Here is a 26,217-nt window from a genome sequence, read left to right on the forward strand (position 1 = left end):
CACCTCCTCGACATAGCGAATTGATCATCGCGCTCGCCCGCGGAGACCATTGACGTGTGCGCTGCACATTTGACATCACATTTGAATGTGATTAGGCGGGCTGCATGAACACTATCGAGAAAGTCCGCACCCTCGTATCCCAAGGCCTGATGACCCGCGCCGGTCTGGCCCGCGCAGCAGGTTTGCACGCCAATACCTTGCGCGATTGCACCGAAGACAGCTGGAACCCAACTGCCGACACCCTGGCAAAGCTGGAGGCATTCCTCGAGGCGAACGACGAGACCCCTGTCATCGTCGGGGCGGAAGAGATCATCGACGAAGCACGCAACGGCCGGATGTTCATCCTGGTCGATGACGAAGATCGCGAAAACGAAGGCGATCTCATCATTCCCGCCCAGATGGCGACGCCCAATGCCATCAACTTCATGGCCACCCATGGTCGCGGCCTCATCTGCCTTTCGCTGGATCGCAAGCGCGTGGAGGAACTCGGTCTTGAACCCATGAGCCGCGACAACCGCGAGAGCATGCAGACGGCCTTCACCACCTCGATCGAAGCGAAGACCGGCGTCACCACCGGCATCAGCGCGGCCGACCGCTCGCGCACGGTTTCGGTTGCCATCGACGCTACTAAGGGCCCCGACGACATCGTGACCCCGGGTCACGTCTTCCCGCTCACTGCACGTGATGGCGGGGTGCTGGTTCGCGCCGGTCACACCGAAGCAGCCGTCGACATCTCCCGCCTCGCCGGCCTCAACCCCTCGGGCGTAATCTGCGAGATCATGAACGAGGATGGCACCATGTCGCGGCTGGACGACCTGGTGACCTTCGCGCGAAAGCATGACATGAAGATCGGCACGATCCGCGACCTGATCGAATACCGCATGCGTCACGACCATCTGGTCGAGCGGATCGCCGAGGACACCTTCGAATCCGATTATGGCGGCGACTGGAAGATGCTGACCTATCGCAACACGGTCGACGGCAGCGAATCCTATGTCCTGCAAAAGGGCGACGTGAAGGAAGGCGAAGCCACCCTCACCCGCGTCCACCCCATCTCGATCTTCGACGATGTGCTGGGCAAGCCGGGTCCGCGCAAACGCACCTTGCAGCGTGCCATGCAGGCCGTCGGCGAGCACGGTTCGGGCATCATCGTCATCATTACCGGCAGACCCGCAAGCGGCTACGGCGAAAACGAAGCCCAGCGCAATGTCGGTATCGGGTCGCAAATCCTCGCCGACCTGGGTGTCGAGGACATGATCCTGCTCAGCAATTCACAACCCAATGTCGTCGCAATCGAAGGCTATGGCCTCAACATCGTCGATCACCGTCCCATTCCGGAGTAAGCACAGATGGCCAATTTCCTTATCGTCGAAGCGCGTTTCTACGACCATCTGAACGACATGCTGGTTGCGGGTGCGACTGCGGCGCTCGAAGCTGCGGGCCATTCGGTCGAAGTGCTGACCGTCCCCGGCGCTCTCGAAATTCCCGGCGCGATTTCCATGGCGGCCGACAGCGCACGCTACGATGGTTTCGTTGCCATCGGCGTAGTCATTCGCGGCGAGACATATCACTTCGAGATCGTTGCCGGCGAAAGCGCGCGCGGCATCATGGCTCTGACCATGGACGGGATCGCCATCGGCAATGGCATCATCACGGTCGAGAACGAGGAACAGGCGCTCGCGCGGGCCGATGCGAACCGCAAGGACAAGGGCGGCGAGGCCGCGAAGGCCGCAATCGCCCTGCTCGCACTGCAGGGCCGGTTCGCGGGCTAAGCAGCCCCGTCGAGCATCTCGGTCAATCCGAGCGGGGCAAACGGTCCCATTATCAGCTGCTCGAACACGCCGATCCCGCTCCTGCCGTCGCTCCCCGTGACCCTGACGGGTATCTGGACGTGCACGTTTTCCGGCTTGAGCGGATCGAGCCCGGCTAGGTCGATATCCTCGCGCGATACGCGCAAGGGGCCATGGTGCATGCCGTGGCTCCATTCGGGGTGCGTATAGCCGATCCCGCGCATCTGGAAGCGGCCCAGCGGTTCGAACGTCACCTGCTCCGGTGCGCCCTTCACGGCCAGCGATAGGGTGCCTCCCGAGGGCCAGCGCGTGTCCGGCGCGAGGCGGGTGCGCATGCTCCCCACCCCTTCACCGATATCGCGCGCATCGGCCCCGTCCGGTGCCCATGCCGCGCGCGTGTTCCAGGCCTCCCCGTGTTCGTCGTTGTTCACGTGGAAGAACAGGCTGCCGTCGTCAAAATTGATCGGCGTCCATTGCCAGAAGAAACCGGGCAGCTGGTGTCCGGGAATGGGTTGAGGGTCCTTGGCCCCGATCGGACGGATACCCCAGCTGCGGTCGCGCGTTCCCGCCGTTCCCTGCGCCAGCGAATGACGCTCTCCATCGAGCGAAATCCACCCAGTCAAATGGCCGTTCTGCGTCATGCGCGTGTAGTCCATGAAAGCGCGCGGGCCGAGCCGGTGGGTGAAGCGCGGCTCTTCGATGGGGAATGCCCGGCCCGTGAAAACAAACTCGGCAGCAATCCCATCGGTCTCTTCGACGGTGACCTTCAGCGCGTGCAGCGGTTCGACGATTTCGATGGATATCGGCCCGCAACGCAAGTCCATGCGCTCCATGCCCATTTCGGCCGAAGCATGGATGCAGTGCTGCGTGTCTTCCCTGACGAAACTGAAATGCGCGTCGACGATATCGAGTTGCGGATAGACGCCAAATGCCAGCGCGAAGAAGCCGCTGCCATCGGGGGCATAGCCGTTGAAGAAATAGCGGTCGTAGAAATTCCGGTCGGTGCCGGAATAGGCGATCGGTTCGGCCGTCTGATGGATCGGATAGTCGTCACCACGCGATAAAACCATCAGCTCTCCTCCTTCAGTGCGCCTATGCTGTCATGCCGCAGGGCCATGGCGCAAGCGCCGCGCGCCATCGACAGGAAATTGGCGTCGCCCCGTTCGGTCCGTTCGACGAATGCCGCGCTGAAGACTGCGGTCGAAACACCGTGCAGTATCCCTGTGCGAAAGTCGGTGGCAATGTCCGCGCGGCTCAGATCCACGCCGCGAGCCTTCATGTCATAAAGGTAGAGATCGAGCAGTTCGTCTTCGTGCTCGAGGCCGAGGTCGCCGATGCCGCAGCCCATGAAATACCCGATGTCCGTCATCGCCTTGCCGATCGTGACGGTCTGCCAGTCCAGGATCGCAATCGGCTCCGCTCCGCCGTGGATATCGAACAACATGTTATCGAGCCGGAAATCCCCATGCACCAGGCACTGGGGATCGCCATTCCTCTGGTGATATTGCGACGTCAGTTCTGCCAGTTCGTCGCAGACCGCCATGTATTCCGGTTCGAGCTGAGAGGCATACCTTTCGCGAAACACCGCCTGCGCCTGCGGGTACATCGCCGCGATCTTTTCTCCCAGATCGGGTGCGGGCTGAATCCATTCGGCGGAAAGCAGGTCCTTGTTGCCCCAGCTTGGCGCGTGAATGGCAGCCGCCTGCCTGATCGCCGCCTTCGCGTCGTCAAGCGAGCATCCCCGGATCTGGTCGCCCTGCCGGGCCGGTCCAAGGTCTTCGAAGATCAGGCAAAACCTTTGCCCGTTGTCGCAAACGTCTGCGAAATGGACCTTGGGCACCCTGACTTCCAGCTCGGGTGCCGCTTCGCGATAAAAGTGGACTTCCTTGCGATAGAGCCCGAACAACGCAGCCGTGGCGCGGCTGGTGTCGTCTGCTGCAGGAAACTTGGCGGCGAGTGTCGCAGGAACGCGCTTGCCGACCTCCGGCCCTTGCAGCGCCATCCGGACGCTGTCGCCGACTTGTCCGGTGCCGATCGGTGTCCAGCTAATTTCGGTTACTTCCGCCCCGAGCAACTCACCGAGCCAGGCCGCAGTAATGTCGTCCGGGTGACCCGGAATATGATCCATGCGAAAACTGCCCTCTCCCTAGGTAGGAAAGGCTAGCCAGCCCATCACCGCATGGCAATCTGCATCGTGCATTCCCGTCCACCGAAATGCACAACACGACACACGACGCCCGGCTCGCCGCGATCATAGAACAGCTTGAACACTGCTTGATCCAGCTCGACGCATTGCAGGAGCGCGGCGCGGCCCTGCGGCTCGATCACGCTATCGAAGAGCTGCGTAGCGCCAGGCGGCGCAAGCTTGGGCCTCAGCCGAAGCAGGAACGCCCGGCGTAGACTGCGCTGTCGCCCAGCTCTTCCTCGATCCGGATGAGCTGGTTGTACTTGGCGAGCCTGTCCGAACGGGCGAGCGAGCCGGTCTTGATCTGTCCGCAGTTGGTGGCGACCGCCAGATCCGCGATCGTCGCGTCTTCCGTTTCGCCGGAACGGTGCGACATGACAGCAGTGTAGCCGGCGCGATTGGCGATGCTGACTGCATCGAGCGTTTCGGAAAGCGTGCCGATCTGATTGACTTTGACCAGCAGCGAATTTGCCAGGCCCTGCTCAATGCCATCGGTCAGGCGCTGGGGGTTGGTCACGAAAAGATCGTCGCCGACCAGCTGGACCTTGTCGCCGACGAGGTCGGTCAGGGCCTTCCAGCCTGCAAAGTCGTCTTCGCCCATTCCGTCTTCGATCGAGCGGATCGGGTAATCGGCGCACAGCTTGGCTAGGTACTCGGCCATTTCCTCGCCGGACAGCGCCAGGTTCTCACCCGAGATCATGTATTTGCCGTCCTTGAAGAATTCGGTCGAGGCGCAGTCGAGTGCGAGGACCACGTCGTCGCCCGGCGTGAAGCCTGCCTGCTGGATCGATCCCATGATGAAATCGAGCGCATCGCGCGTGCTCGCGAGATCGGGTGCGAACCCGCCTTCGTCGCCCACCGCGGTCGCGAGGCCCTTCTGCGACAGGTTCTTCTTCAGCGTGTGGAAGATCTCCGCACCCCAGCGCACTGCTTCGGCAAGGCTGTCGGCGCCGACCGGCATGACCATGAATTCCTGAATGTCGATCGGATTGTCGGCGTGTTCGCCGCCATTGATGATGTTCATCATCGGGACGGGCAGGACGTGGGCCGAAACACCGCCGATGTAGGAGTAGAGTGGCAGGCCGCGGGCATTGGCGGCTGCCTTGGCCACCGCCATGCTGGTGCCGAGGATGGCATTCGCGCCGAGGCGGCCCTTGTTGGGTGTATCGTCCAGCGCGATCATGGCGAGGTCGATGTCGCGCTGGTCTTCGGCATCGAAATTGCCGATCAGCAGGTCGCTGATCTCGCCATTGGTGGCGTCCACGGCCTTGAGCACGCCTTTGCCGAGGTAACGGTCCTTGTCGCCATCGCGCAGTTCGACCGCTTCGTGAGCGCCGGTCGATGCGCCCGAAGGCACGGCCGCGCGGCCGAAACTGCCGTCTTCAAGCAGCACATCCACCTCGACCGTGGGGTTGCCACGGCTGTCAAGAATTTCGCGGGCATGGATGTCGATAATGGCGGTCATTTCGGAACAAACTCCTCGGCGGGGTGTTGTAATGGTATAGGACACCACTAAATCGGTGTACGAGCAGCGCTCTATTCGCCGGAACATGTCGGCGCAAGCGACGTTGCAAAAAGGAATACCGGGCCTCGTCTGTAGTCCCGGATGAATACGAATTGACGGGAAGGACGAGGCTATGGCCGAAGAAAACACATCTACAGGCTCGAAGAAGCGAGCCACTACCGCCCCCAAGAAATCCACCACCCGCAAGGCGCCCAAGAAAACCGTGGCGAAAAAGGGTGCAGCCAAGGAGAAAGCTCCAGTGACCAACACAGCGACCAGCAACACCACCGAAACCACCAATCCGCACCGCGCCGAAGCCAAGAGCCGCTTCAATGCCGCGCTCGAAGAAGCCAAGGCCGGTGCAGCCGCGCTTCGTGCCGAAGGCAAGGAACGCGCCACGGCAGTGCGCGGCCAGGCAGCTGGCAAGCGCGAGGACTGGGTCGGTGAAGCCAAGGCCTATGGCGCGGAAGCACGCGTGAAGGGCAAGGAACTCGCCACCGAAGGCAAGGTGAAAACCAGCGAAGGTCTGCGCGCCCTCAGCCGTACGATCAGCGACAACGCCTATCAGGTCGATGAGAAGCTTGGCGCCAAGTACGGCGAATATGCCCGTTCGGCTTCGACCGCGCTTGAAGACTACGCCGGCAAGCTCGACGAAAAGAACGTCGACGACCTGGTCGAAGACGGCCGCGAATTCGTCCGCAAGAGCCCCGGCCTCGCGATCGGTATTGCGGCTGCCGCGGGCTTCGTGCTCTCGCGCATTTTCCGTCGCTGATAGGTGAGCAAGGGGGGCTCGATGCTCGAAGAAGAAGAGCGCGACAACGCGCCGTATGAAGGTCCGGTCGATTTGCCGGATGAGTATGAGCCCGAAGAAGAGGAGGCCGAGGCACTCGGCCCCTCGCTCGCAGACGATGTCCTCGCGCTGCTTGAAGACGGCAAGACCTATGCCGAGGCCGAAATGGCCTATCAGAAAAGCCGCGCGGGCTTTGCAGCAAACAGGATCAAGGGCGCCATTGCCTTCGGGCTTGGCGCCTTTGGCGTTCTTCACCTCGCTTTGATTGCTATGACGGTCGGACTGGTGATCGCACTGGCACCGCTGGTCGGACCATGGATAGCAACGGCGATCGTCACGATTGCCCTAGTCGCTCTCGGCATAGTCTTCCTCAGCCTCCTGAAAGCGCGGATTGACGAGATCCGCGATGCATTTTCGGAGGATGGAAATGACTGATCGCAAGGCAAGGATGCTGGCAGATCGGCACTTGCGCAATTCCGCTCGCGCGCTTGTCGATGCCGACGTCGAAAATTTGAAGACGACCTTCAGCGGAAAGTCGCTTGGCGAACGCGCAATGGATCGTGTCCGCGAAGGCGCAGTCGACGTTTACGAAGAGGCCGTGGAAGTTGCCGAGAACAACAAGGGAGCGCTGGCGGCACTTCTCGCGGCTGTCGTGGTCTGGTTTGCGCGTAATCCGATCCTTTCAATCTTCGGCCTAGAGCCAGAAGACGACGAAGAGACAGCGCAGGACGACGAGTAGGCGGAACGTCCGCCCCCCTCAAATCGTTGACTCCACGAACACAAATTCCGGAGAAAGAACATGGCAGACAACGCCACCACGAACGTCACCCCGATCAGCGCCGACAGCCAGCTCAGCGACGAGCAGAAGCGTGAACGTCTTCGCAAGCGGATCGAAGCCGGCGAAAAGCGCAATGAAGAACGCAGCTTCGCCGACCAGGCGAAGGACGTTGCAGACAGTGCGGTCGACTTCGCCAAGAAGCACCCCGTCGCAACCGTCGCCGGTGCAGTCGTAGTCGGGCTCGCCATCGGCGCGATGACGCGCAGGGGCCGCGAACTCGGTCGCCGCGGCGGCTCGCTCGCATCCTATGCAGCGGACGCAGCCCTCGCCTACGGCCTCTCGATCATCGATGAAGTCGGCGACAAGTTCGAAGATTACAGCGATGCCGCCGGCACGCAGGCCCGCAGGCTCAAGCGTGACGCGGCCTACCGCGCCGATTCGCTTGGCGATGCGCTGAGGTCCAGCGGCCGTAAGGCGAGCCGTAAGTCTTCGCGTACTGTGCGCGACCTGAAGGCGCGCGTCGGTCGCTAAGACATAAGTAGCAGTTCGATGCCAAAGCGGCGCGACGGGTTTTCCTGTCGCGTCGCTTTCGCTATGGGCGTCGCAAATCTCCTCCCCAAGATCGGAAAACAGACATCATGGAAGAAAAAGAGAGCAAGCAGACGCTCTACCTCGTCATGGGCGGCCGCGTGACCGACCCGCGCAGCGTGACCTTCAGCGATCCCGAAAGCATCCACGTCGCGGGCGTCTATTCGACGTATGAAGACGCCGAAAGCGCCTGGCGCGGCAATGCCCAGCGCACGGTCGACGATGCCGAGATGAAATACGTCATTGTGCACCTCCACAAGCTGCTCGATCCGGAAGCCTGACACCCAGGTGGCCTATTCGATCCGGCCATATCAGGATTCGGATGCCGAGGCCTTGGCCTCGGTCTGCAGGGCCGCGATCAAGGGCATCGGGCCGCAAGCCTATTCGGACGAACAGGTCGATGTGTGGCTATCGAGGCACCCGGGCGCGGCCCTCTATCGCGAACGCGTGAGCAATGGCGCGACGATTTTTGTCGCCGCCGACGAGGATGACGCCCCGGTCGCCTATGCGCTGCTGGAGCCGGACGGTCATCTGGATCATCTCTACAACGATCCGGCGCATACCCGGAACGGTTTGGCGCTAAACCTGCTGGCGACTGCATCGCTCTTCGCCAAGCACCACGGCATCACCCGCCTCTACACAGAGGCGAGTGACCTCGCCCGCCCCTCTTTCGAGGAGGCGGGTTACGTGGCTACGGAAAAGCGCGAATTCGAAATCGACGGAGTGCCGATTCACAACTGGGCGATGGAAAAAGCCATCGACTGACGGCGTGTCGCCTCAGATGAATTCGATCTTGTCGATCAGGTAGAACTTGTCGCCCGAGGGTACGGTCACCTCGACCTCTTCCTCTACCTGCTTGCCGATCAACGCGCGAGCGATCGGCGAGGTATAGGAAATCCGGCCCTTGGCGGCATCCGCTTCGGTCTGGCCGACGATCTGGTATTTCACCGGCTTGTCGTCTTCGTCGAGCAGGGTCACGGTCGCGCCGAAGACGATCTTGTCGCCCGAAAGCGTGCTCGGATCGATGATCTGGGCGCGGCTGATCTTGTCTTCCAGGTCGCCGATCATGGCTTCCACCTGGCCCTGACGCTCCTTCGCGGCGTGGTATTCGGCGTTTTCCGAAAGGTCGCCGTGCGCGCGAGCTTCCTCGATCGCGTCGACGATCCTCGGCCTTTCGGCACGCAGCACCTTCAGATCGGCAGTGAGCTTCTCGTAGCCCTCGGCCAGCATCGGCACTTTATCCATGGAACCCCAAATCCTTCCTGCTTGCCCTGCCCCCCGGGACAATTCGAACCCACCCGCAGGAAAAGCGGATCGTGGAATGTTCGACTGTCGGGAAGGTGGGCGTGTGTTCTTGTCAGCTATAATAGTCTTGCAATGAACGCACTTCAAGCTGCTCGGTCGAAACCTCCGCAATCGCACGTGCCGTAGCCAGGCTGGCCGCAGCCGTGGTGTAATACGGAACCTTCTTTTCCAGCGCCGCCACACGGATCGACTGGCTGTCCAGAAGCGACTGCCAACCCTCGGTGGTGTTGAAGATCAAGTCCACTTCACCGTCGATGATCGCATCGACGATGTGCGGGCGACCTTCGGCCACCTTGTTAACCGGTTCGACGTTCAGGCCCTGCTCTGCGAGGAACCGCTGCGTCCCGCCTGTCGCGATGACGCGGAAGCCCTGCTCCAGCACGGTCGCGACCGCGGGGAGGATGACTTCCTTGTCGCTGTCCTTGACCGACACGAAGAGCGTGCCGCCTTCGGGAAGGATCATCCCCGCCCCCAGCTGCGACTTCAGGAACGCTGCCGGGAAATCGCGGTCGATCCCCATCACTTCGCCGGTGCTCTTCATCTCGGGCGAAAGGACCGGATCGGAGCCGGGGAAACGGCTGAAGGGGAATACGGCTTCCTTCACCGCCATGTGGTCGGGCCGCAGGTTGAACGGTTCGAAATTCGAAAGCGGTTCGCCCGCCATGACGCGCGCGGCGACTTTGGCCACGGGCTGGCCGATGGCCTTCGCCACGAAGGGCACGGTGCGGCTGGCGCGCGGATTGACTTCGATTAGGTAGACCTCGCCGTTCTTCACGGCGAACTGCACATTCATCAGGCCGCGCACGTCGAGAGCTTCTGCCAGGGCGGTCGCCTGGCGTTCCATCTCTTCGACGATGTCGTCGGGCAGGCTATAAGGCGGCAGGGTGCAGGCGCTGTCGCCCGAGTGCACGCCGGCTTCCTCGATGTGCTGCATGACGCCCGCGATGCGTACCTCATTGCCATCGGCAATTACATCGACGTCGCATTCGACCGCATCGCGCAGGTACTGGTCGACCAGCACAGGGCTGTCGCCGGACACGTTCACCGCCGTATTGATGTAGTCATCGAGCTGCGCTTCGCTGTCCACGATCTCCATCGCGCGGCCGCCGAGGACGTAGCTCGGGCGAAGCAGGACCGGGTAGCCGATCCGCGCGGCGACTGCCGCCGCCTCGTCCCGGCTCTTGGCGATGCCATTGTCCGGCTGCATGAGATCGAGCTTCGACACCAGCTTGGCGAAACGTTCGCGATCTTCGGCAAGGTCGATCGCATCGGGCGATGTGCCGAGGATCGGGATGCCTTCGCGTTCGAGCGCTGCTGCCAGCTTGAGCGGGGTCTGTCCGCCGAACTGGACGATCACGCCCACGACTTCGCCCCTGGACATTTCGACGCGCAGGATTTCCAGCACGTCCTCTTCCGTCAGCGGCTCGAAATAGAGGCGGTCGGATGTGTCGTAGTCGGTCGAAACGGTCTCGGGGTTGCAATTGACCATGATGGTCTCGAACCCTGCCTCGGCAAGCGCGAAGCAGGCGTGGACGCAGCAATAGTCGAACTCGATGCCCTGCCCGATCCGGTTCGGTCCGCCGCCGAGGATCACGATCTTCTTGCGATCGCTCGGCTTCGCCTCGTCCTCGGGCTCCCCGAAGCTGGGCGCTTCGTAGGTCGAATACATATAGGGCGTGACGGCCTCGAACTCGGCCGCGCAGCTGTCGATCCGCTTGAAGACAGGGTTCACGCCGAGCTTCTGGCGCAGCTTTCGCACTTCCTGCTCGCTGGTGGCGCCGGCCATGGCGCGCAGGGCGTCGTGCAGGAGACCGGAGCGGCGGGCTTGCGTTTCCGCCATGCCGCCGGCAACGCCGACCGAACGGACCGCCAGCGTGGCGAGGCGCTTGTCGGAAAAGCCCATCGCCTTGAGGCGGCGCATTTCTTCGGCATCGCGCGGCAGGCCGTTATGGCCGAGCATCTGCTCTTCGTAGATGATCGCTTCGATCTGGCGCAGGAACCACGGGTCGAAGCCGGTGATCGGCTGGATTTCGTCGACGGTGAGGCCTTCGCGGAAGGCCTGCGCGATCTTGAGGATACGATCAGGCGTGCGCTGCGAGAGCGCCGCGGTGATCTTGTCGCGGCTCACGCCTTCCAGTTCGGGGACGCGGTTGAACCCGTCCAGGCCGGTTTCAAGGCCGCGCAGTGCCTTCTGCATGCTCTCGGCAAAGCAGCGACCGATCGCCATGACCTCGCCCACCGACTTCATCGCCGTGGCGAGTTCCGGCTTCGAACCTTTGAACTTCTCAAAGGCGAAGCGCGGGATTTTGGTGACGACATAGTCGATGGTCGGTTCGAACGAGGCAGGCGTCGCGCCGGTAATCTCGTTCTGGATTTCGTCGAGCGTGTAGCCGACCGCCAGCTTTGCCGCGACGCGCGCGATGGGGAAGCCGGTCGCCTTGGATGCCAGCGCCGAGGAGCGCGAGACGCGCGGGTTCATCTCGATCACGATCAGGCGGCCATCCCTGGGATTGACTGCGAACTGTACGTTCGAACCGCCTGTTTCCACACCGATTTCACGCAATACCTCGATCGAGGCAGTGCGCATGATCTGGTATTCCTTGTCGGTCAGCGTCAGCGCCGGTGCGACGGTGATGGAATCGCCCGTGTGCACGCCCATCGGATCGACGTTCTCGATCGAGCAGATGATGATGCAATTGTCCTTGCGGTCGCGCACCACCTCCATCTCGTATTCTTTCCAGCCGAGGAGCGATTCCTCGATCAGGACTTCGGTCGTGGGCGACGCATCGAGACCTTCGCGCACGATGCGCTCGAACTCGGCCTTGTTATAGGCGATGCCCCCGCCCGTCCCGCCGAGCGTGAAGCTTGGTCGGATGATCGAGGGCAGACCGGTACGCTCGAGTACCGCAAAGGCCTCGTCTACCGTGTTCGCGATGCCGCTACGTGCGCTTTCGAGGCCGATCTTGTCCATCGCCTCGCGGAAACGCTGGCGGTTTTCCGCCTTGTCGATGGCGTCGGCCTTGGCGCCGATCATCTGGACGCCGTACTTCTCCAGCACCCCAAGCTCGTCGAGCTTGAGCGCGCAATTCAACGCCGTCTGCCCGCCCATCGTCGGCAAGACCGCGTCGGGCCGCTCCTTCTCGATGATCTTGGCAACGATTTCCGGCGTGATCGGCTCGACATAGGTCGCATCGGCCATTTCCGGATCGGTCATGATCGTGGCGGGGTTGGAGTTGACCAGGATGACCCGGTAGCCCTCCTCCTTCAGCGCCTTGATTGCCTGCGTTCCGGAATAGTCGAACTCGCACGCCTGGCCGATGATGATCGGGCCAGCGCCAATGACGAGGATCGAGGAGATGTCGGTTCTTTTGGGCATTAAAGGTGCTTTCTGGCCAGCTCTGCAAGCTGTTCGACAGCTTCTTTACTCAAGCGGAGTGTCTGCGAGACTTTTCCAGGAATTTCACGGTCCGCTGAACCCATGGTGTTGATTTGAAGAAACTTTTCTCCGTCTTGACCTTGGATGGACCAACCTCCGTAGGTTTCCGAATGACGAGCGTTTGCTTTGAGTTCCAGCTCTTCGAAATTCCGAATTATCGCCATTAGCTTTCTCCAAGACCTCCCACGAATTTCTCGAACAGGTAGAAGCTGTCCTGCGGGCCGGGGCTTGCCTCGGGGTGGTACTGCACGCCGAAGGCTTTCTTGCCCTTGATCGAGATACCGCAATTGGTGCCGTCGAACAGCGAGACGTGGGTCTGCTCCACGCCGTCCGGCAAGGTATCGACATCAACCGCGAAACCGTGGTTCATGCTGGTAATCTCGACGAGGCCTTCGCTCTCACCCCATTCGCCGCCGACGCGCTGGACGGGGTGATTGGCGCCGCGGTGGCCCTGGAACATCTTGGCGGTCCTTGCGCCAGCCGCGAGGCCGAGCATCTGGTGGCCGAGGCAGATGCCGAACAGCGGCACGTCGGCATCCAGCAGCCCCTTGATGACCGGCACCGCATATTCACCCGTGGCCGCCGGATCGCCCGGGCCGTTCGAGAGGAACACGCCATCTGGCTTCAGCGCCATCACCTCTTCCAGCGAGGTGCGCGCCGGTACGACGGTGACTTTGGCCCCTGCCTTCACGAGATTGCGGAAGATATTGTCCTTCGCGCCATAATCGATGGCGACGACGTGCGGTTTGGCCGCAGTCCCCTCGGTGTAACCGAAGCCGAGCTGCCAGTGACCGCCCTTCCAGTCTTCCTGCCCATCGCGGGTCACACCGGGGACGAGGTCGAGGCCTTCCAGCCCGCTCCATTCGGCGGCCTGCTTCTTAAGCGCTTTCATGTCGAACTCACCGCGTGGATTGTGCGCGATGACCGCGTTCGGCGCGCCGTTGAGGCGAATGCGGCGGGTAAGCGCGCGGGTGTCCACGCCCGACAGGCCGATCTTGCCGTGGGCGGTCATCCAGTCGACGAATTCCTGCTGTGCGCGGAAATTGGACTGCGGCGTCACTTCCTGCCGCACGATGCAGCCGACGGCACCGAGGCCGCGGCTCTCGTGGTCTTCCTCGTTCGCGCCGACATTGCCGATATGCGGGAAAGTGAAGGTGACGATCTGGCTGTCGTAGGAGGGATCGGTCATCACCTCCTGGTAGCCGGTCATCGCCGTATTGAAGCACACTTCGCCGACGGCCGATCCGGAAGCGCCGAAGCCCTTGCCCCAGATGCAGGTTCCGTCCGCGAAGACGAGGACTCCCGTCGCGCCTTTGGGTTGCGCGTGCGAGAATGCGGGCAGGGCCATGGGGGCTCTCCGAGTCAGGGGTTTCCGGCGATGTCGCTAAGCCATGGCCGCTATAGGTGCTGCGCCTCCCCGTCAAGCGGAACACTTGGCTTTGCGTCAGCTTGCCTTACATGGGACCCGAACCATCCACAGTTTAGCGTCAAGAGGCCTCATGCTCCGCGAAAAGATCCAGACCGAAACCGTCACCGCCATGAAGGCCAAGGACAAGGAGCGCACCGCCGCGCTCCGCCTGATCGGTGCGAAGATCAAGGATCGCGATATCGAATTGCGCACTTCGGACAAGAAGCCGGAGGATGACGAGCTCGTCACCGACGTGCTGATGAAGATGGCCAAGCAGCGCCGCGAATCGATCGCCATGTACGAAGACGGCGGCCGGCAGGAATTGGCCGACAAGGAAAAGGCCGAACTGGTCGTAATCGAGGAATTTCTACCCAAGCAGATGAGCGAGGAGGAAACCCGCGCCGCCATTGCCCAGATCAAGGCCGATACCGGTGCCGAGGGCATGAAGGATATGGGTAAGGTCATGGCCGAGTTGAAAGCCCGCCACGGTGCGACGCTCGACATGAGCAAGGCCAGCGGCCTCGTGAAGGAGGCGCTGTCGTGAAGCGCCTCCTGCTTATTGCCGCGCCGCTTGCCCTCGCCGCCTGCGGGTCGAGCGAGCCCGAACCCGCGCCGACGCCCACGCCAACGCCTGCGCAGCCGCGCACGCTGGTCGCCGCAGATCTCGACCTGTCGACGCTGGGTGCCAAGATCGTCGGTCCGCAAGGGCCCGAGGTCGAAACGGTCCTGAGCGCAGGCAGCGCACAGATCGGCACCATGGTCAGCTTCGTCGCGTGCCCCGAAGGCGTCGAGACCTGCGAGCCGGGCCAGATGCCGGAAGATACGATCTATACGTACGTCCACCAGGTGACCCTCGACGGCGTAAGCACTGCTCAACCTGAAGCAGGTCCCGAAGTGGTCGAAGCGCCGCCTACCCTGTTCAGGACCACCGAGCGCGCCCACGGCTTCAACGGTTCGCTGGGCTATTCGCGCAGCCAGGCGCAGGCCGCTTTCGGAAGCGAGGATGCAATCGGCGTGACGATCGACGACGGCCGGCTCATCTGGAGAGTTATCGACGGGCAGAACTGGCGGGAAAACGCCACCGTCACCGTTTGGTGGCAGTCGACTGAGCCTCCCGCCGGTCCTTCCGATGCGTTCTTGCTGGAAGTCCTGGGCAATCAGGCTGTCGCGCGGGGGCCGTTCCCGGCAGAGGAAAAACCGGCAACGGAAACGCCCGCCAACTAGCGGCATTCGCCTTCAGGCAGTAGGGAGAGGAGATGGCCCTCTCACCCCAATGGCTGGATGAATTGCGCATGCGGACCACGCTGTCCGCCGTGATCGGCCGCACCGTGCGCCTCACCAAGGCTGGGCGTGAGTTCAAGGCGTGCTGCCCGTTCCATAACGAGAAGACGCCCAGCTTCTACGTCAATGACGAGAAGGGGTTCTATCACTGCTTCGGGTGCGAGGCGCATGGCGATGCCATCCGCTGGCTGACTGACCAGCGCGGGATGCCCTTTATGGATGCGGTCAAGGAACTGGCGGCGGAAGCGGGCATGGAAGTCCCTGCCCCCGATCCCCAGGCCGCCAAGCGCGCCGAAAAGCGCGCCAGCCTGCACGACGTCACGGCAGCCGCGCAGGACTGGTTCGAAAGCAATCTCAGGGGTGCAGACGGGGCAGCAGCACGTGCCTACCTCTCGCGCAGGGGTTTCTCCGAGAAAACGGTGCGCGAATTCGGTTTCGGATACGCTCCACAGGACAGGCAGGCCTCGAAAGCGGCCTTGTCGCGCTTCGACGAACAAATGCTGATCGAAGCCGGTATGCGGATCGAGGTCGAGGGCAAGGATCCCTACGACCGCTTTCGCGCGCGACTCATGCTCCCGATCCACGATGCGCGCGGCCGTGTCATCGCTTTCGGCGGACGCATTCTCGACAGCGACAGCAATCCCAACGCGCCGAAATACCTCAACTCGCCCGACACCCCGCTCTTCGACAAGGGTCGCACGCTTTACAACTTGCACCGCGCCGCGCCCGCGTCTCGCCAGACCGGGCGGATTATCGTTGTCGAAGGGTACATGGACGCGATCGCACTGGCGAACGCCGGTATCGCGGAAGCCGTCGCACCGCTCGGCACGGCCCTGACCGAGAACCAGATCGAGCTACTCTGGCGACAGGTCGAGCGCCCCATCCTGTGTTTCGACGGCGACAATGCGGGGCAACGTGCCGCAATGCGCGCCATCGAACGTGCCCTCCCCATGCTGCGTCCCGGGCATTCGCTCTCAATCGTCAGGTTGCCTGCCGGAATGGACCCCGATGACCTGATCCGCGAAAAGGGCGTGTCGGCCATCGAAGAGTTGCTCTCCAGCCCCGCGAGCCTCCTCGACACCTTGTGGGAGTTCGAAAAAGCCGCCGCGCCCCTGACTTCACCGGAAGAGAAAGCCGGGTTGAAAGCGCGCCTGATGCACCACGTCGAGGCCATTGAACATCCCGACATCCGGGCGCTCTACAAGCGCGAACTGACCCAACGCTTCTCCGACTTCGCCTTTCCGCCCCGCCCCCAGCGCGAATTCAAACCGCGCGGCGAATGGAAAAAGGGAAGCTTCAAAGCACCTTCTCCCCAACTTTCGGCCGATGCCGAGCGGCGCTTGAAAAGAGCGATCGAAGGCGGGTCGCGCGATACGCTGGCGAGTGCTGTAATCCACGGAATGCTGCGCCATCCGGGCGAGATCGCCCGCCACGAGGCCGCGCTTGCCCGCGTCGCGCAGAGTGACCGAAATGTCGGTTCGGCGATAGATTCGCTTCTTGCCGCAGCGGAAACGCTTGATTCGCACGCGCAATCGCCCATATCGCTACCCGAAGGCCTACCCGCCCCACCGGCAAACATCCGCTTCGCCTTTCTCGATGAAGGCACCGACCCGGTAGATGCGCGCGAGGAACTGGCCGAAGCCGTGTCTCTGCTGGTCGAAAGGCCGGCACTCGAAGCCGCGTTGGCAGCAGCGACCGCGCGTTTCGAGAGCGACCCCGAAGGGGCTTTCGTCGAACAGCAGCAATTGCTGAAACGGAAGCTGGAATTCGAGGCGCGACTCGGGCAAATGGCAAGCCGCAAGGCCGCTTCGGCGACCGCAAAAGATTCAGATGCCGCTCAGGACACGGGACCTGGCAGCGGCGCAAGCACGGACTGATTGCTCTTTATGGCCACCAAGACCAAGTCGGGCGACAAAGACGACGCACCGCTGATCGATCTCAACGAAGCGTCGGTCAAAAAGCTTCTCACCAAGGCGAAGAAGAAGGGCTACGTCACCTATGACGAGCTCAACGACGCCTTGCCCCAGGGCGAGATGAGCTCCGACCAGATCGAAGACATCCAGTCTGCCCTTTCCGAAATGGGCGTGCAGATCGTCGAGAACGACGAGGATGCGGAGCAGGAAGACGAAGTCGAGGAAATCGCTCCTGCGCCCTCTTCCGGCGAGAAAGAGCCTGCCAAGAAGCCGACCGGGCCGAAGAAACTGGCCGCGGGCGAGCGTACCGACGATCCGGTCCGCATGTACCTGCGCGAAATGGGCGCGGTCGAGCTGCTCAGCCGCGAAGGCGAAATCGCCATTGCCAAGCGCATCGAATCCGGTCGCGACATGATGATCATGGGCCTGTGCCAGAGCCCGATCACCTTCCATGCCATCATCCAGTGGTCCGAAGCGCTCAATGCCGAGGAAATGCAGCTGCGCGAGATCCTCGATCTCGACGCCATGCTGTCCAAGGAACCGCCGGCTGACAAGCTGAACGACGACGCCGAAGACGATGACGACGACGGCGAAATCTCCGAAGAAACCGCCGGCCCGACCATTCGCGACGAAGACGAGGACGACTCCGAGGAATCGGACGAGGAAGACGGCGAAGAAGGTTCGAAGAAGGACGACGAAGAGGAAGAGGACAACACCATGTCCCTTGCTCAGATGGAAGCCGCTCTCAAGCCGGACGCCATCGAACGCTTCGCCCGTATCGCGGACCTGTTCGGCAAGTTCGAAAAGCTGCAGGCCGAACGCGTCGAAGTTCTCGGCCGTGGTGACGACTTCCCGGCTGCCAAGGAAAAGAAGTACGAAGCGCTTTCGGAACAGCTCACTGCCGAGGTGGAGAGCGTCCAGTTCCACGCGACCAAGATCGAATTCCTGGTCGACAACCTTTATGCCTTCAACCGCCGCCTGACCGCTCTCGGCGGCCAGATGCTCCGCCTGGCAGAACGCCACAAGGTCAAGCGTGTCGACTTCCTCGATTCCTATATCGGGAACGAGCTCGATGACACTTGGATGGAAGACAAGGTCAAGAAGGACAAGAAGTGGGCCGCCTTCGCCGAGAAGGAAGCCGACGCGATCGACCGTATCCGCGCGGAAATCGCCGACATTGCCAGCGCAACCGGCATGGCCCTGCCCGAATTCCGCCGCATCGTGAACATGGTCCAGAAGGGCGAGCGCGAAGCGCGTATCGCCAAGAAGGAAATGGTCGAGGCGAACCTGCGCCTCGTGATCTCGATCGCGAAAAAGTACACCAACCGCGGCCTGCAGTTCCTGGACCTGATCCAGGAAGGCAACATCGGCCTGATGAAGGCGGTCGACAAATTCGAATACCGCCGCGGCTACAAGTTCAGCACTTACGCGACCTGGTGGATCAGGCAGGCTATCACCCGCTCGATCGCCGACCAGGCCCGCACGATCCGCATCCCGGTCCACATGATCGAGACGATCAACAAGCTGGTCCGCTGTTCGCGCCAGTTCCTGCACGACCAGGGCCGCGAACCGACACCCGAAGAGATGGCGGAGAAGCTCTCCATGCCGCTCGAGAAGGTGCGCAAGGTGATGAAGATCGCCAAGGAACCGATCAGCCTCGAGACGCCCATCGGCGACGAGGAAGATTCGCATCTCGGCGATTTCATCGAGGACAAGAACGCGATCATCCCGGTCGACGCGGCGATCCAGGCCAACCTCAAGGAAACGGTCACCCGCGTTCTTGCCAGCCTTACGCCGCGTGAAGAGCGCGTGCTGCGCATGCGCTTCGGCATCGGCATGAACACCGACCACACGCTGGAAGAGGTCGGCCAGCAGTTCTCGGTGACCCGCGAGCGTATCCGCCAGATCGAGGCCAAGGCCCTGCGCAAGCTCAAGCACCCGAGCCGCAGCCGCAAGATGCGCTCCTTCCTCGACCAATAAAATTTGCCGCTCAATCGGTGATTTCAGGTTCGGCCCGCTGGCAATCAGCGGGCCGTTTCCGTAAGGGGATGGCCATGCGTATCGCCATTGCCTCCGACCACGCCGCGATCGACCTCAAGGCCGAACTGCGCGATTGGCTCATCGAACAGGGACACGAGGTCGCCGACCTTGGCCCGGACACGACCGACAGCGTCGATTACCCCGACTTCGGCTATAAGCTGGCGAGTGTCGTAGCCGATGGCACGGCAGAGCGCGGCATTGCCCTGTGCGGATCGGGCATCGGGATTTCGATGTCCGTCAATCGCAATCCCGCCGTGCGCTGCGCGCTTGTGTCCGAGCCTCTCTCGGCATCGCTGTGCCGCGAACACAATGACGCGAACTGCATCGCGATGGGCGCGCGCCTAACAGGTAGCGATATGGCAAAGGCTTGCGTTACCGCATTTCTCGAAACCGAATTCGCAGGCGGGCGCCACCAGCGCCGCGTCGACAAGCTCTCCAACCCGGAAAACTGATCATGGCAACCCAGGCAGCACACACCCAACGCGACCCGATGGACCGTTTCTGGCACGACACGCTGGAACAGGCGGATCCTCAGGTTCACGCAGCGATCCGCAACGAACTGGCCCGCCAGCAGGACAAGATCGAGCTGATCGCAAGCGAGAACATCGCCTCGACGGCCGTGCTCGAGGCTACCGGCAGTGTCTTCACCAACAAGTATGCGGAAGGCTACCCGGGCAAGCGCTATTACGGCGGGTGCGACTATGCCGATGTCGTGGAAACGCTGGCAATAGAGCGGGCCAAGCAACTGTTCGGCTGCAACTTTGCCAATGTTCAGCCCAATTCCGGCAGCCAGATGAACCAGGCCGTTTTCCTGGCCCTGCTGCAGCCCGGCGATACTTTCATGGGTCTCGACCTGAACTCGGGCGGTCACCTCACCCACGGCTCGCCGGTCAACATGAGCGGCAAGTGGTTCAATCCGGTCAGCTACGGCGTTCGCAAGGACGACGAACTGATCGACATGGACGAGGTGATGGCGACGGCCAGGGAGCACAAGCCCAAGCTCATCATCGCAGGCGGTACCGCATACTCGCGCGTCTGGGACTGGGAAGCGTTCCGCAAGGTCGCCGATGAAGTCGGCGCGATCCTGATGGTCGACATGAGCCACATTTCCGGCCTCGTCGCCGGCGGCGCGCACCCCTCGCCCTTCCCCCATGCCGATGTCGTCACCACAACCACGCACAAGAGCCTGCGCGGCCCGCGCTCCGGCGTCATCCTGTGGAACAACGAGGAGCTGACCAAGCCGCTCAACATGGCCGTGTTCCCGGGGATGCAGGGCGGTCCGCTGATGCATGTGGTCGCAGCCAAAGCGGTCGCGTTCGGCGAAGCCCTGCGCCCCGATTTCAAGGATTATGCGCACCGTGTGGTCGAAAACGCCCGTGCCCTTGCCCGCGGCATCGAGGCGAACGGCCTGCGTGTCGTTTCCGGCGGCACGGACAACCACTCCATGCTGGTCGACCTCACCGCCAAGGACGTCACCGGCAAGGCAGCCGAAGCCGGTCTCGACCGCGCCTGGCTCACCTGCAACAAGAACGGCATTCCCTACGACACGCGCAGCCCCTTCGTGACCAGCGGCATCCGCCTCGGCACACCGGCAGGCACCACGCGCGGCTTCGGACCGGCGGAATTCGAAACCATCGGCAAGCTGATCTGCGAAGTCGTCGACGGCCTTTCGCGCAATGGCCCGGAAGGCGATGGCCAAGTCGAGGAAAGCGTGCGCGCCCGCGTATCCGAACTGTGTGCGCAATTCCCGGTTTACCCGGGCCGCTGAGGAATAAGACGATGGACGACAAGGAACCCAAGCACCAGGACCATGACCTGCTCCCCGACGCGCGGGACGAGCTTAAGGCAATGATGAAGGAAGGGGTCGATCATCCTTCGACCGCGCCCGTCCTGACCGGGGCGGCCATTGGTGCCGTTGCGGGATGGGTCCTGCCCGTGGTCGGACCGGTGATCGGCGGCGTCGCCGGTGCCGGCTTGATGCTTTACAAGCGACTGAGACCGTAAGATGCGCTGCCCTTTCTGCGCTTTCGACGACACCCAGGTAAAGGACAGTCGTCCGACCGAGGATTCGACCTCGATCCGCCGTCGCCGCCAGTGTTCCAGCTGCGGCGCGCGCTTCACTACTTTCGAACGTGTGCAATTGCGCGAAGTCACCGTGGTCAAATCCGGGGACCGGCGCGAAGCGTTCGAACGCGCGAAGCTCGAACAATCCATCTCGCTCGCCTGCCGCAAACGTGATGTGTCGCCAGAACGGATCGACCAGCTGGTTTCCGGCATCCAGCGCCAGGTCGAAACCGCCGGCGAAGCCGAAATCGCATCGCAGCGTATCGGCGAGATGGTCATGGACGGTCTGCGCCAGCTGGATTCGGTTGCCTATATCCGCTTCGCCTCGGTCTATCGCGACTTCAGCGAGGCACGCGATTTCGAGGAATTCGCCAGCACGGTGCAGGAAGCCGCAGCCAATGAGCGTGGCTGACCTGCGCAAACCGGTCATCGTTCTGGTCCGGCCCCAGCTCGGCGAGAATATCGGCAAGGCGGCGCGCGCCATGCTGAATTTCGGGCTCAGCGAGCTGCGTCTCGTCGAACCGCGCGACGGTTGGCCTAATCCTTCGGCAGGGCCCGCCGCCTCGGGTGCCGATGTCGTGCTCGAGAATGCGCAGGTCTATGCGACCACCGCAGAAGCCGTGGCCGATTGCGCGCATGTCTACGCTACCACCGTGCGCAAGCGCGGAGTGACGAAGCCGGTCGTGACGCCGGAGGAAGCTGCCTCTGAGATGGCGGTTGCTTCAGGTCGTAGTGCGATCCTCTTCGGGCCCGAACGCTCGGGACTGGAGACCGAGGACGTGGCGCTGGCGCGCGCGATCCTGACCGTTCCGATTAACCCGGAATTCGGATCTCTCAACCTCGCCCAGGCCGTGATCCTTTGCGCATACGAATGGAGCAAGCACGAGACGCTTGCACAGCCGACGCAGGAAGATCTCTTGCCCCCTGCCCCGCAGGAGGAACTGGAAGGGCTAATCGGTCATCTCGAAAGCATGCTTGAACCGAACGGATATTTCCTGCCGGAAGCACGTGCCGATTCCACGCGCCGTACCTTGCGCGGAGTGCTCACGAAACCGGGCTGGAACCACCTGGAGGTTCGCACCCTTCGTGGAGTGCTATCATCGCTTCAGCGAAAACCGCGCGGGGATTGATCGCAAGCCTGTCGACACTGCAACGGCAAGCGATTAGGCGCAGCGCGAAATCCATTCAACTCAAGGAATTACTATGCGTTTAGCCGCGATCGTCGCCGGCCTCACCATCCTCGCCGCTCCCGCTTTCGCGGGCCAGCCGGACGTACCTGCCGAAACCCGTGCGGATGCTCCCAAGGCAGAGGCGAAGAAGGACGCAGAGAAAATCTGCAAATATATTCGCGCCGACATGAGCAGCCGCCGCAAGCAGAAGGTCTGCATGACCGAAGCGGAATGGATCGAATTCAACCGCGGCAACTGATCCGCGGAAATGGGATCAGCCCTTGAGGCGGTCCCACTCACCCAATTCGTAAGCGATCGAGGTTTCGACCAGATCGTCCCAGATTTGCGCGATCTTCCCGGCCGGAAGGTCGCGCTTTTCTGCATCGGCGCGCGCGTTTTCGATGACTTCGGTCTTGCGCGCCTCGTCCCGGACCACATTGCGGTCGGTCTTGATGCGCGCTGCCGCCCGCATGTAGCCAAAGCGGCGGTCGAGCAATTCCATGAGTTCGCGATCGGTCGTATCGACGCCGATGCGCACTTCGCGCATATCTTGGCAGTCTTCGGGCAGCTTGAAATCGGCAGGCTTTGAGGTGTCCATGGCCGCGCCGAATGGCGAAGCCAGACGCACTTGTCGAGCGCAAACCAAACCCTCTCTCGACATTGGCAATTCTCCCCGTCATGGAGGCGCCATGGCAAGCAGTGCAAATACCTTCCGCAACCAGCCCGACGAACGCGGGCATTTCGGCGATTACGGCGGCCGCTACGTGGCGGAAACGCTCATGCCGCTCGTCCTCGATCTCGAGCGCGAATATCGCAAGGCGCAGGCCGATCCGGAATTCCAGCGCGAGTTCGACGACCTGCTGGAACATTACGTCGGCCGTCCCTCCCCGCTTTATCATGCGGAACGTCTGACCGAGGCGCTGGGCGGCGCGCAGGTCTGGTTCAAGCGCGACGAGCTCAATCACACCGGCGCGCACAAGATCAACAATTGCATCGGGCAGATCCTGCTCGCGATCCGCATGGGCAAGACCCGCATCATCGCGGAAACCGGCGCGGGCCAGCATGGCGTTGCAACGGCAACCGTGTGCGCGCGCTTCGGCCTGCCCTGCGTCATCTACATGGGTGCCGAAGACGTGCGGCGGCAGTCGCCCAACGTCTTCCGGATGAAGTTGCTCGGTGCGGAGATCGTACCTGTCACCAGCGGGCGCGGCACGCTGAAGGATGCCATGAACGAAGGCCTGCGCGACTGGGTCGCGAATGTGGAAGACACCTTCTACATCATCGGCACTGCAGCCGGTCCCCACCCCTATCCGGAAATGGTCCGTGACTTCCAGAGCATCATCGGCAAGGAAGCGCGCGCGCAGATGCTCGACCGGATCGGACGCCTGCCCGATCTCGCCGTGGCCTGCATCGGCGGCGGTTCGAATGCGCTCGGCCTGTTCCACCCCTTCCTCGACGATCGCGAGGTCAAGCTGCTGGGTGTCGAAGCGGCAGGCCACGGTCTAGACGGTGACGAACACGCGGCAAGCCTCCTTGGCGGCTTCCCGGGCGTGCTCCACGGCAACAAGACCTACCTGCTGCAGGACGAGGACGGCCAGATCACCGAAGGCCACTCGATCAGCGCCGGTCTCGACTATCCGGGCATCGGTCCCGAACACGCCTGGCTCAAGGACACGGGCCGCGTCGAATACACCGCCGTCACCGACGAAGAGGCGCTCGAGGCGTTCCAGCTGCTCTGCCGCACCGAGGGCATCATCCCGGCGCTGGAGCCCAGCCACGCCATCGCGGCGGTGGCCAAGCGGGCAAAGGAGATGCCGAAGGACAGCGTGATCCTCGCAAACCTGTGCGGACGCGGCGACAAGGACATCTTCACCGTCGCTGAAAAGTTGGGAGTGGAGATGTGAGGCGTGATTGGCGGCTCCTGCTTACCGCCGCATTGCAAGCGCTGATGTGGATTTGCGCTGTAGTCTGGTACCGGCTGGCTTCTGCCAGGATGAGGCGCGCGGATGCCGACTTCGTCAACAACTACATGCCGGGCATGCAGGAAATGGCGGTGTTTTTCGCCGCCTTGGCATGCGGCGCATTCACCTTCGTTGTCCTTGGGTGGATCTGGCTCAGGCCGAAACGATGATCCAAAAGGCAGTCGCCAATCTAGAAAAGCCTGTGTCCTACTGGCCACCACCTCTGCCATAAGGGCCAAATGTTCGGGCACACACCTTCGACGACACCCGTATTTGCGCGCTTTTTCGCCCCACGAGTTTTTCTTGCCAAGACCGTGTTCCATCCGTTCCAAGCTGTAGGATTGCCGACGATCCCATGAGCGTTTCAGACCGCCTCTCCAACGCCTTCAACAAGCCCCATCCCGCCCTCGTCTGCTTCATAACGGCAGGCGATGGCGATACAGCGGCCAATCTCGACGCGCTGGTCGAGGGCGGCGCGGATGTGATCGAATTGGGCATGCCCTTCACCGATCCCATGGCCGACGGTCCGGCGATCCAGGCGGCGAATATCCGTTCGCTCAACGCAGGGACCACAACCGCCGATGTGCTGCGTATCGCACGCAAATTCCGCGAGCGGCACCCCGAGGTTCCGCTGGTCCTCATGGGCTATGCCAACCCGATGATCAGGCGCGGGCCGGACTGGTTCGCCAATGCGGCGAAGCAAGCAGGCGTCGACGGCGTGATATGCGTCGATATTCCGCCCGAGGAGGACGATGCGCTCGGTCCGCAGCTGCGCGATGCGGACATCTCCCCAATCCGCCTCGCGACGCCAACAACCGATGCGAAGCGCCTGCCGCAGGTCCTCGAAGGATCGTCGGGCTTTCTCTACTATGTCGCTGTCGCCGGGATCACCGGCATGCAGCAAGCCGCCATCGAATCCATCGAAGCGAATGTCAGCCGTATCAAGCAATCGACCGATATCCCGGTCGCCGTCGGTTTCGGCGTGCGTACGCCGGAACAGGCGGCAGAGATTGCCGAGGTCGCCGATGGCGTCGTCGTGGGTTCGGCGCTTGTCGAACTGGTCGGCGAACACGGCGCAGATGCTCCCGCCAAGCTGCGCGAGCTTACCGCAGGGCTTGCCAAGGCAGTCCATTCGGCGGCAAAGGGCGCTGCATGAGCTGGTTTACACGCGTCCGCAATTCGATTTCCTGGCTGCCCAAGCGCAGCACCGACGAAAACCTGTGGGTAAAATGCCCCAGTTGCCAGCAGATGGTTTTCGCGCAGGAATACGAAGAAAACGCCTACGTCTGTCCGCGCTGCGAACATCACGGTCGAATCGGTGCGAACGTGCGTCTGCGCCAGTTGCTCGATGAAGGCTTCGAAACCCTGCCCGTGCCGGAGGTTCGCGAAGACCCGCTTAAATTCAAGGATTCGCAAAAGTATACGGAACGCCTGAAAAAGGCCCGCGCCAAAAGCCCGCATCGCGATGCGTTCATCGTCGGATCGGGCGCGATCGAGGGCAAGCCTGCCGTCGTTGGCGTGCAGGACTTCACTTTCATGGGCGGTTCGATGGGCATGGCTGTCGGCACGGCATTCTGCCAGGGGGCAGAGCGCGCCCTCACCCGCCGCGCGCCCTATATCGTGGTGACCGCAGCTGGCGGCGCGCGCATGCAAGAAGGCATTCTCAGCCTCATGCAGATGCCCAAGGCGACCGTAATGACGCGCCGCCTGAAAGAGGCCGGACTGCCCTATATCGTCGTCCTCACCGACCCGACCACGGGCGGCGTTACCGCCAGCTACGCCATGCTCGGCGATGTCCACATCGCGGAACCGGGCGCATTGATCGGCTTTGCAGGCCAGCGCGTGATCCAGGACACAATCCGCGAACAGCTTCCCGACGGGTTCCAGCGGGCCGAATACCTTCACAAGCACGGCATGGTCGACATGGTCGTCCACCGCCATGACCTGAAGGATACGATCGCGACGCTGCTGGATTACCTGGCACCCGCCGAGGCGGCCTGATCCC

General features: G+C 62.4%; 31 protein-coding genes. 22 read left to right on the forward strand and 9 right to left on the reverse strand.

From position 1 onward, the window contains the following. Positions 1-104: 104 nt before the first annotated feature. Both ribB and ribH read left to right on the forward strand, forming a co-directional pair. The gene (gene ribB / locus LCM24_RS00430) at positions 105-1,343 is read left to right on the forward strand and encodes a 3,4-dihydroxy-2-butanone-4-phosphate synthase (protein ID WP_224802290.1); all 1,239 of its coding nucleotides are present in this window, start codon (positions 105-107) and stop codon (positions 1,341-1,343) included. Between the two features lie 6 nt (positions 1,344-1,349). After that, on the forward strand, positions 1,350-1,772 hold the full coding sequence (gene ribH / locus LCM24_RS00435) for a 6,7-dimethyl-8-ribityllumazine synthase (RefSeq protein WP_224802291.1): 423 nt from the start codon (positions 1,350-1,352) through the stop codon (positions 1,770-1,772). Here the strand turns inward: ribH and LCM24_RS00440 are convergent. From LCM24_RS00440 to eno, 4 genes are read right to left on the reverse strand one after another with little or no spacing between them, the layout of a single operon-like run. Then, complete coding sequence (locus LCM24_RS00440; RefSeq protein WP_224802292.1) at positions 1,769-2,860, reverse strand: lipocalin family protein; 1,092 nt, start codon at positions 2,858-2,860, stop codon at positions 1,769-1,771. The two genes, ribH and LCM24_RS00440, sit on opposite strands and share 4 nt — an antisense overlap. Beyond that, entirely contained in the window at positions 2,860-3,918 is a 1,059-nt protein-coding gene (locus LCM24_RS00445) for an aminoglycoside phosphotransferase family protein (protein WP_224802293.1), read from the reverse strand. Before LCM24_RS00445 ends, LCM24_RS00440 begins: the two co-directional genes overlap by 1 nt. 44 nt (positions 3,919-3,962) lie before the next feature. Beyond that, positions 3,963-4,118: a hypothetical protein gene (locus LCM24_RS00450; protein WP_224802294.1), complete on the reverse strand. Its 156-nt coding sequence runs from the start codon at positions 4,116-4,118 to the stop codon at positions 3,963-3,965. A gap of 44 nt (positions 4,119-4,162) precedes the next feature. Further along, a complete protein-coding gene (gene eno / locus LCM24_RS00455) occupies positions 4,163-5,440 on the reverse strand; it encodes a phosphopyruvate hydratase (RefSeq protein WP_224802295.1) in 1,278 nt (425 codons plus the stop codon). A 172-nt stretch (positions 5,441-5,612) separates the two neighbouring features. Here eno and LCM24_RS00460 point away from each other — a divergent pair, with 172 nt between their 5' ends. The 6 genes from LCM24_RS00460 (at position 5,613) to LCM24_RS00485 (ending at position 8,400) form a co-directional block, all read left to right on the forward strand. Then, entirely contained in the window at positions 5,613-6,251 is a 639-nt protein-coding gene (locus tag LCM24_RS00460) for a hypothetical protein (RefSeq protein WP_224802296.1), read from the forward strand. Positions 6,252-6,272: 21 nt separating this feature from the next. Continuing rightward, positions 6,273-6,704 (forward strand): phage holin family protein, encoded by a 432-nt coding sequence (locus LCM24_RS00465; protein ID WP_224802297.1) that lies wholly within the window; start codon positions 6,273-6,275, stop codon positions 6,702-6,704. After that, a complete protein-coding gene (locus LCM24_RS00470; protein WP_224802298.1) occupies positions 6,697-7,008 on the forward strand; it encodes a hypothetical protein in 312 nt (103 codons plus the stop codon). Before LCM24_RS00465 ends, LCM24_RS00470 begins: the two co-directional genes overlap by 8 nt. Before the next feature lie 60 nt (positions 7,009-7,068). Then, entirely contained in the window at positions 7,069-7,578 is a 510-nt protein-coding gene (locus tag LCM24_RS00475) for a hypothetical protein (RefSeq protein ID WP_224802299.1), read from the forward strand. 107 nt (positions 7,579-7,685) lie between these two features. Then, entirely contained in the window at positions 7,686-7,916 is a 231-nt protein-coding gene (locus tag LCM24_RS00480; RefSeq protein WP_100258911.1) for a DUF4170 domain-containing protein, read from the forward strand. Positions 7,917-7,923: 7 nt separating this feature from the next. Further along, complete coding sequence (locus LCM24_RS00485) at positions 7,924-8,400, forward strand: GNAT family N-acetyltransferase (RefSeq protein ID WP_224802300.1); 477 nt, start codon at positions 7,924-7,926, stop codon at positions 8,398-8,400. Between the two features lie 12 nt (positions 8,401-8,412). Here the strand turns inward: LCM24_RS00485 and greA are convergent, their stop codons facing one another. The 4 genes from greA to carA form a co-directional block, all read right to left on the reverse strand. Beyond that, positions 8,413-8,880, reverse strand: coding sequence for a transcription elongation factor GreA (gene greA, locus LCM24_RS00490; RefSeq protein ID WP_224802301.1), 468 nt, complete (start codon positions 8,878-8,880; stop codon positions 8,413-8,415). Positions 8,881-8,992: 112 nt separating this feature from the next. Further along, positions 8,993-12,316 (reverse strand): carbamoyl-phosphate synthase large subunit, encoded by a 3,324-nt coding sequence (gene carB, locus LCM24_RS00495; RefSeq protein ID WP_224802302.1) that lies wholly within the window; start codon positions 12,314-12,316, stop codon positions 8,993-8,995. Then, positions 12,316-12,540, reverse strand: coding sequence for a hypothetical protein (locus LCM24_RS00500; protein ID WP_221553650.1), 225 nt, complete (start codon positions 12,538-12,540; stop codon positions 12,316-12,318). The genes carB and LCM24_RS00500 overlap by 1 nt, the downstream gene beginning before the upstream one ends. Next, on the reverse strand, positions 12,540-13,724 hold the full coding sequence (carA, locus tag LCM24_RS00505) for a glutamine-hydrolyzing carbamoyl-phosphate synthase small subunit (RefSeq protein ID WP_224802303.1): 1,185 nt from the start codon (positions 13,722-13,724) through the stop codon (positions 12,540-12,542). The genes LCM24_RS00500 and carA overlap by 1 nt, the downstream gene beginning before the upstream one ends. Positions 13,725-13,875: 151 nt before the next feature. Between carA and LCM24_RS00510 the strand changes: the two genes are divergently transcribed. The 10 genes from LCM24_RS00510 to LCM24_RS00555 all read left to right on the forward strand — a co-directional run bounded on the left by LCM24_RS00510 (position 13,876) and on the right by LCM24_RS00555 (position 22,510). Then, positions 13,876-14,328 carry a GatB/YqeY domain-containing protein gene (locus LCM24_RS00510; protein ID WP_224802304.1) on the forward strand — a complete coding sequence of 151 codons (453 nt, stop codon included), beginning with the start codon at positions 13,876-13,878 and terminating at the stop codon, positions 14,326-14,328. After that, complete coding sequence (locus tag LCM24_RS00515; protein ID WP_224802305.1) at positions 14,325-15,008, forward strand: hypothetical protein; 684 nt, start codon at positions 14,325-14,327, stop codon at positions 15,006-15,008. Before LCM24_RS00510 ends, LCM24_RS00515 begins: the two co-directional genes overlap by 4 nt. A gap of 32 nt (positions 15,009-15,040) precedes the next feature. After that, complete coding sequence (gene dnaG / locus LCM24_RS00520; RefSeq protein WP_224802306.1) at positions 15,041-16,942, forward strand: DNA primase; 1,902 nt, start codon at positions 15,041-15,043, stop codon at positions 16,940-16,942. 9 nt (positions 16,943-16,951) lie between these two features. Then, positions 16,952-18,958 (forward strand): RNA polymerase sigma factor RpoD, encoded by a 2,007-nt coding sequence (gene rpoD, locus LCM24_RS00525; protein ID WP_224802307.1) that lies wholly within the window; start codon positions 16,952-16,954, stop codon positions 18,956-18,958. Positions 18,959-19,032: 74 nt separating this feature from the next. After that, positions 19,033-19,470, forward strand: coding sequence for a ribose 5-phosphate isomerase B (gene rpiB, locus LCM24_RS00530; protein ID WP_224802308.1), 438 nt, complete (start codon positions 19,033-19,035; stop codon positions 19,468-19,470). 2 nt (positions 19,471-19,472) lie between these two features. Beyond that, the gene (gene glyA, locus LCM24_RS00535) at positions 19,473-20,786 is read left to right on the forward strand and encodes a serine hydroxymethyltransferase (RefSeq protein ID WP_318247350.1); all 1,314 of its coding nucleotides are present in this window, start codon (positions 19,473-19,475) and stop codon (positions 20,784-20,786) included. 11 nt (positions 20,787-20,797) lie between these two features. Next, positions 20,798-21,022 carry a hypothetical protein gene (locus LCM24_RS00540; RefSeq protein WP_090482930.1) on the forward strand — a complete coding sequence of 75 codons (225 nt, stop codon included), beginning with the start codon at positions 20,798-20,800 and terminating at the stop codon, positions 21,020-21,022. Between the two features lies 1 nt (position 21,023). Further along, positions 21,024-21,494 (forward strand): transcriptional regulator NrdR, encoded by a 471-nt coding sequence (gene nrdR / locus LCM24_RS00545; protein WP_100258923.1) that lies wholly within the window; start codon positions 21,024-21,026, stop codon positions 21,492-21,494. Then, positions 21,481-22,212 carry an RNA methyltransferase gene (locus LCM24_RS00550; RefSeq protein WP_224802309.1) on the forward strand — a complete coding sequence of 244 codons (732 nt, stop codon included), beginning with the start codon at positions 21,481-21,483 and terminating at the stop codon, positions 22,210-22,212. The genes nrdR and LCM24_RS00550 overlap by 14 nt, the downstream gene beginning before the upstream one ends. Before the next feature lie 73 nt (positions 22,213-22,285). Next, entirely contained in the window at positions 22,286-22,510 is a 225-nt protein-coding gene (locus tag LCM24_RS00555; RefSeq protein ID WP_224802310.1) for a hypothetical protein, read from the forward strand. A gap of 15 nt (positions 22,511-22,525) precedes the next feature. On the opposite strand, the gene LCM24_RS00560 is transcribed toward LCM24_RS00555, so the two are convergent. Next, complete coding sequence (locus LCM24_RS00560) at positions 22,526-22,849, reverse strand: chorismate mutase (RefSeq protein ID WP_090482919.1); 324 nt, start codon at positions 22,847-22,849, stop codon at positions 22,526-22,528. Between the two features lie 91 nt (positions 22,850-22,940). Between LCM24_RS00560 and trpB the strand changes: the two genes are divergently transcribed. From trpB to accD, 4 genes are all read left to right on the forward strand, one after another. Next, positions 22,941-24,155 carry a tryptophan synthase subunit beta gene (gene trpB, locus LCM24_RS00565; RefSeq protein ID WP_224802311.1) on the forward strand — a complete coding sequence of 405 codons (1,215 nt, stop codon included), beginning with the start codon at positions 22,941-22,943 and terminating at the stop codon, positions 24,153-24,155. Between the two features lie 89 nt (positions 24,156-24,244). Beyond that, positions 24,245-24,382: a hypothetical protein gene (locus LCM24_RS00570; RefSeq protein WP_224802312.1), complete on the forward strand. Its 138-nt coding sequence runs from the start codon at positions 24,245-24,247 to the stop codon at positions 24,380-24,382. Positions 24,383-24,567: 185 nt separating this feature from the next. Further along, positions 24,568-25,368, forward strand: a complete 801-nt coding sequence (trpA, locus tag LCM24_RS00575; protein ID WP_224802313.1) for a tryptophan synthase subunit alpha — start codon at positions 24,568-24,570, stop codon at positions 25,366-25,368. Next, entirely contained in the window at positions 25,365-26,213 is an 849-nt protein-coding gene (accD, locus tag LCM24_RS00580; RefSeq protein WP_224802314.1) for an acetyl-CoA carboxylase, carboxyltransferase subunit beta, read from the forward strand. The genes trpA and accD overlap by 4 nt, the downstream gene beginning before the upstream one ends. Positions 26,214-26,217: the final 4 nt, after the last annotated feature.

The sequence above is a fragment of the Qipengyuania aquimaris genome, from assembly GCF_020171965.1.
Classification (GTDB): domain Bacteria; phylum Pseudomonadota; class Alphaproteobacteria; order Sphingomonadales; family Sphingomonadaceae; genus Qipengyuania; species Qipengyuania aquimaris_A.

What these genes read in the sequence shown, in the direction of transcription:
- ribB (WP_224802290.1), top strand. Translation starts at nt 105, where the DNA reads ATGAACACTATCGAGAAAGTCCGCACCCTCGTATCCCAAGGCCTGATG.
- ribH (WP_224802291.1), top strand. Translation starts at nt 1,350, where the DNA reads ATGGCCAATTTCCTTATCGTCGAAGCGCGTTTCTACGACCATCTGAAC.
- LCM24_RS00440 (WP_224802292.1), bottom strand. Translation starts at nt 2,860, where the DNA reads ATGGTTTTATCGCGTGGTGACGACTATCCGATCCATCAGACGGCCGAA.
- LCM24_RS00445 (WP_224802293.1), bottom strand. Translation starts at nt 3,918, where the DNA reads ATGGATCATATTCCGGGTCACCCGGACGACATTACTGCGGCCTGGCTC.
- eno (WP_224802295.1), bottom strand. Translation starts at nt 5,440, where the DNA reads ATGACCGCCATTATCGACATCCATGCCCGCGAAATTCTTGACAGCCGT.
- LCM24_RS00460 (WP_224802296.1), top strand. Translation starts at nt 5,613, where the DNA reads ATGGCCGAAGAAAACACATCTACAGGCTCGAAGAAGCGAGCCACTACC.
- LCM24_RS00465 (WP_224802297.1), top strand. Translation starts at nt 6,273, where the DNA reads ATGCTCGAAGAAGAAGAGCGCGACAACGCGCCGTATGAAGGTCCGGTC.
- LCM24_RS00470 (WP_224802298.1), top strand. Translation starts at nt 6,697, where the DNA reads ATGACTGATCGCAAGGCAAGGATGCTGGCAGATCGGCACTTGCGCAAT.
- LCM24_RS00475 (WP_224802299.1), top strand. Translation starts at nt 7,069, where the DNA reads ATGGCAGACAACGCCACCACGAACGTCACCCCGATCAGCGCCGACAGC.
- LCM24_RS00480 (WP_100258911.1), top strand. Translation starts at nt 7,686, where the DNA reads ATGGAAGAAAAAGAGAGCAAGCAGACGCTCTACCTCGTCATGGGCGGC.
- greA (WP_224802301.1), bottom strand. Translation starts at nt 8,880, where the DNA reads ATGGATAAAGTGCCGATGCTGGCCGAGGGCTACGAGAAGCTCACTGCC.
- carB (WP_224802302.1), bottom strand. Translation starts at nt 12,316, where the DNA reads ATGCCCAAAAGAACCGACATCTCCTCGATCCTCGTCATTGGCGCTGGC.
- LCM24_RS00500 (WP_221553650.1), bottom strand. Translation starts at nt 12,540, where the DNA reads ATGGCGATAATTCGGAATTTCGAAGAGCTGGAACTCAAAGCAAACGCT.
- carA (WP_224802303.1), bottom strand. Translation starts at nt 13,724, where the DNA reads ATGGCCCTGCCCGCATTCTCGCACGCGCAACCCAAAGGCGCGACGGGA.
- LCM24_RS00510 (WP_224802304.1), top strand. Translation starts at nt 13,876, where the DNA reads ATGCTCCGCGAAAAGATCCAGACCGAAACCGTCACCGCCATGAAGGCC.
- dnaG (WP_224802306.1), top strand. Translation starts at nt 15,041, where the DNA reads ATGGCCCTCTCACCCCAATGGCTGGATGAATTGCGCATGCGGACCACG.
- rpoD (WP_224802307.1), top strand. Translation starts at nt 16,952, where the DNA reads ATGGCCACCAAGACCAAGTCGGGCGACAAAGACGACGCACCGCTGATC.
- rpiB (WP_224802308.1), top strand. Translation starts at nt 19,033, where the DNA reads ATGCGTATCGCCATTGCCTCCGACCACGCCGCGATCGACCTCAAGGCC.
- glyA (WP_318247350.1), top strand. Translation starts at nt 19,473, where the DNA reads ATGGCAACCCAGGCAGCACACACCCAACGCGACCCGATGGACCGTTTC.
- LCM24_RS00540 (WP_090482930.1), top strand. Translation starts at nt 20,798, where the DNA reads ATGGACGACAAGGAACCCAAGCACCAGGACCATGACCTGCTCCCCGAC.
- nrdR (WP_100258923.1), top strand. Translation starts at nt 21,024, where the DNA reads ATGCGCTGCCCTTTCTGCGCTTTCGACGACACCCAGGTAAAGGACAGT.
- LCM24_RS00550 (WP_224802309.1), top strand. Translation starts at nt 21,481, where the DNA reads ATGAGCGTGGCTGACCTGCGCAAACCGGTCATCGTTCTGGTCCGGCCC.
- LCM24_RS00555 (WP_224802310.1), top strand. Translation starts at nt 22,286, where the DNA reads ATGCGTTTAGCCGCGATCGTCGCCGGCCTCACCATCCTCGCCGCTCCC.
- LCM24_RS00560 (WP_090482919.1), bottom strand. Translation starts at nt 22,849, where the DNA reads ATGGACACCTCAAAGCCTGCCGATTTCAAGCTGCCCGAAGACTGCCAA.
- trpB (WP_224802311.1), top strand. Translation starts at nt 22,941, where the DNA reads ATGGCAAGCAGTGCAAATACCTTCCGCAACCAGCCCGACGAACGCGGG.
- LCM24_RS00570 (WP_224802312.1), top strand. Translation starts at nt 24,245, where the DNA reads ATGAGGCGCGCGGATGCCGACTTCGTCAACAACTACATGCCGGGCATG.
- trpA (WP_224802313.1), top strand. Translation starts at nt 24,568, where the DNA reads ATGAGCGTTTCAGACCGCCTCTCCAACGCCTTCAACAAGCCCCATCCC.
- accD (WP_224802314.1), top strand. Translation starts at nt 25,365, where the DNA reads ATGAGCTGGTTTACACGCGTCCGCAATTCGATTTCCTGGCTGCCCAAG.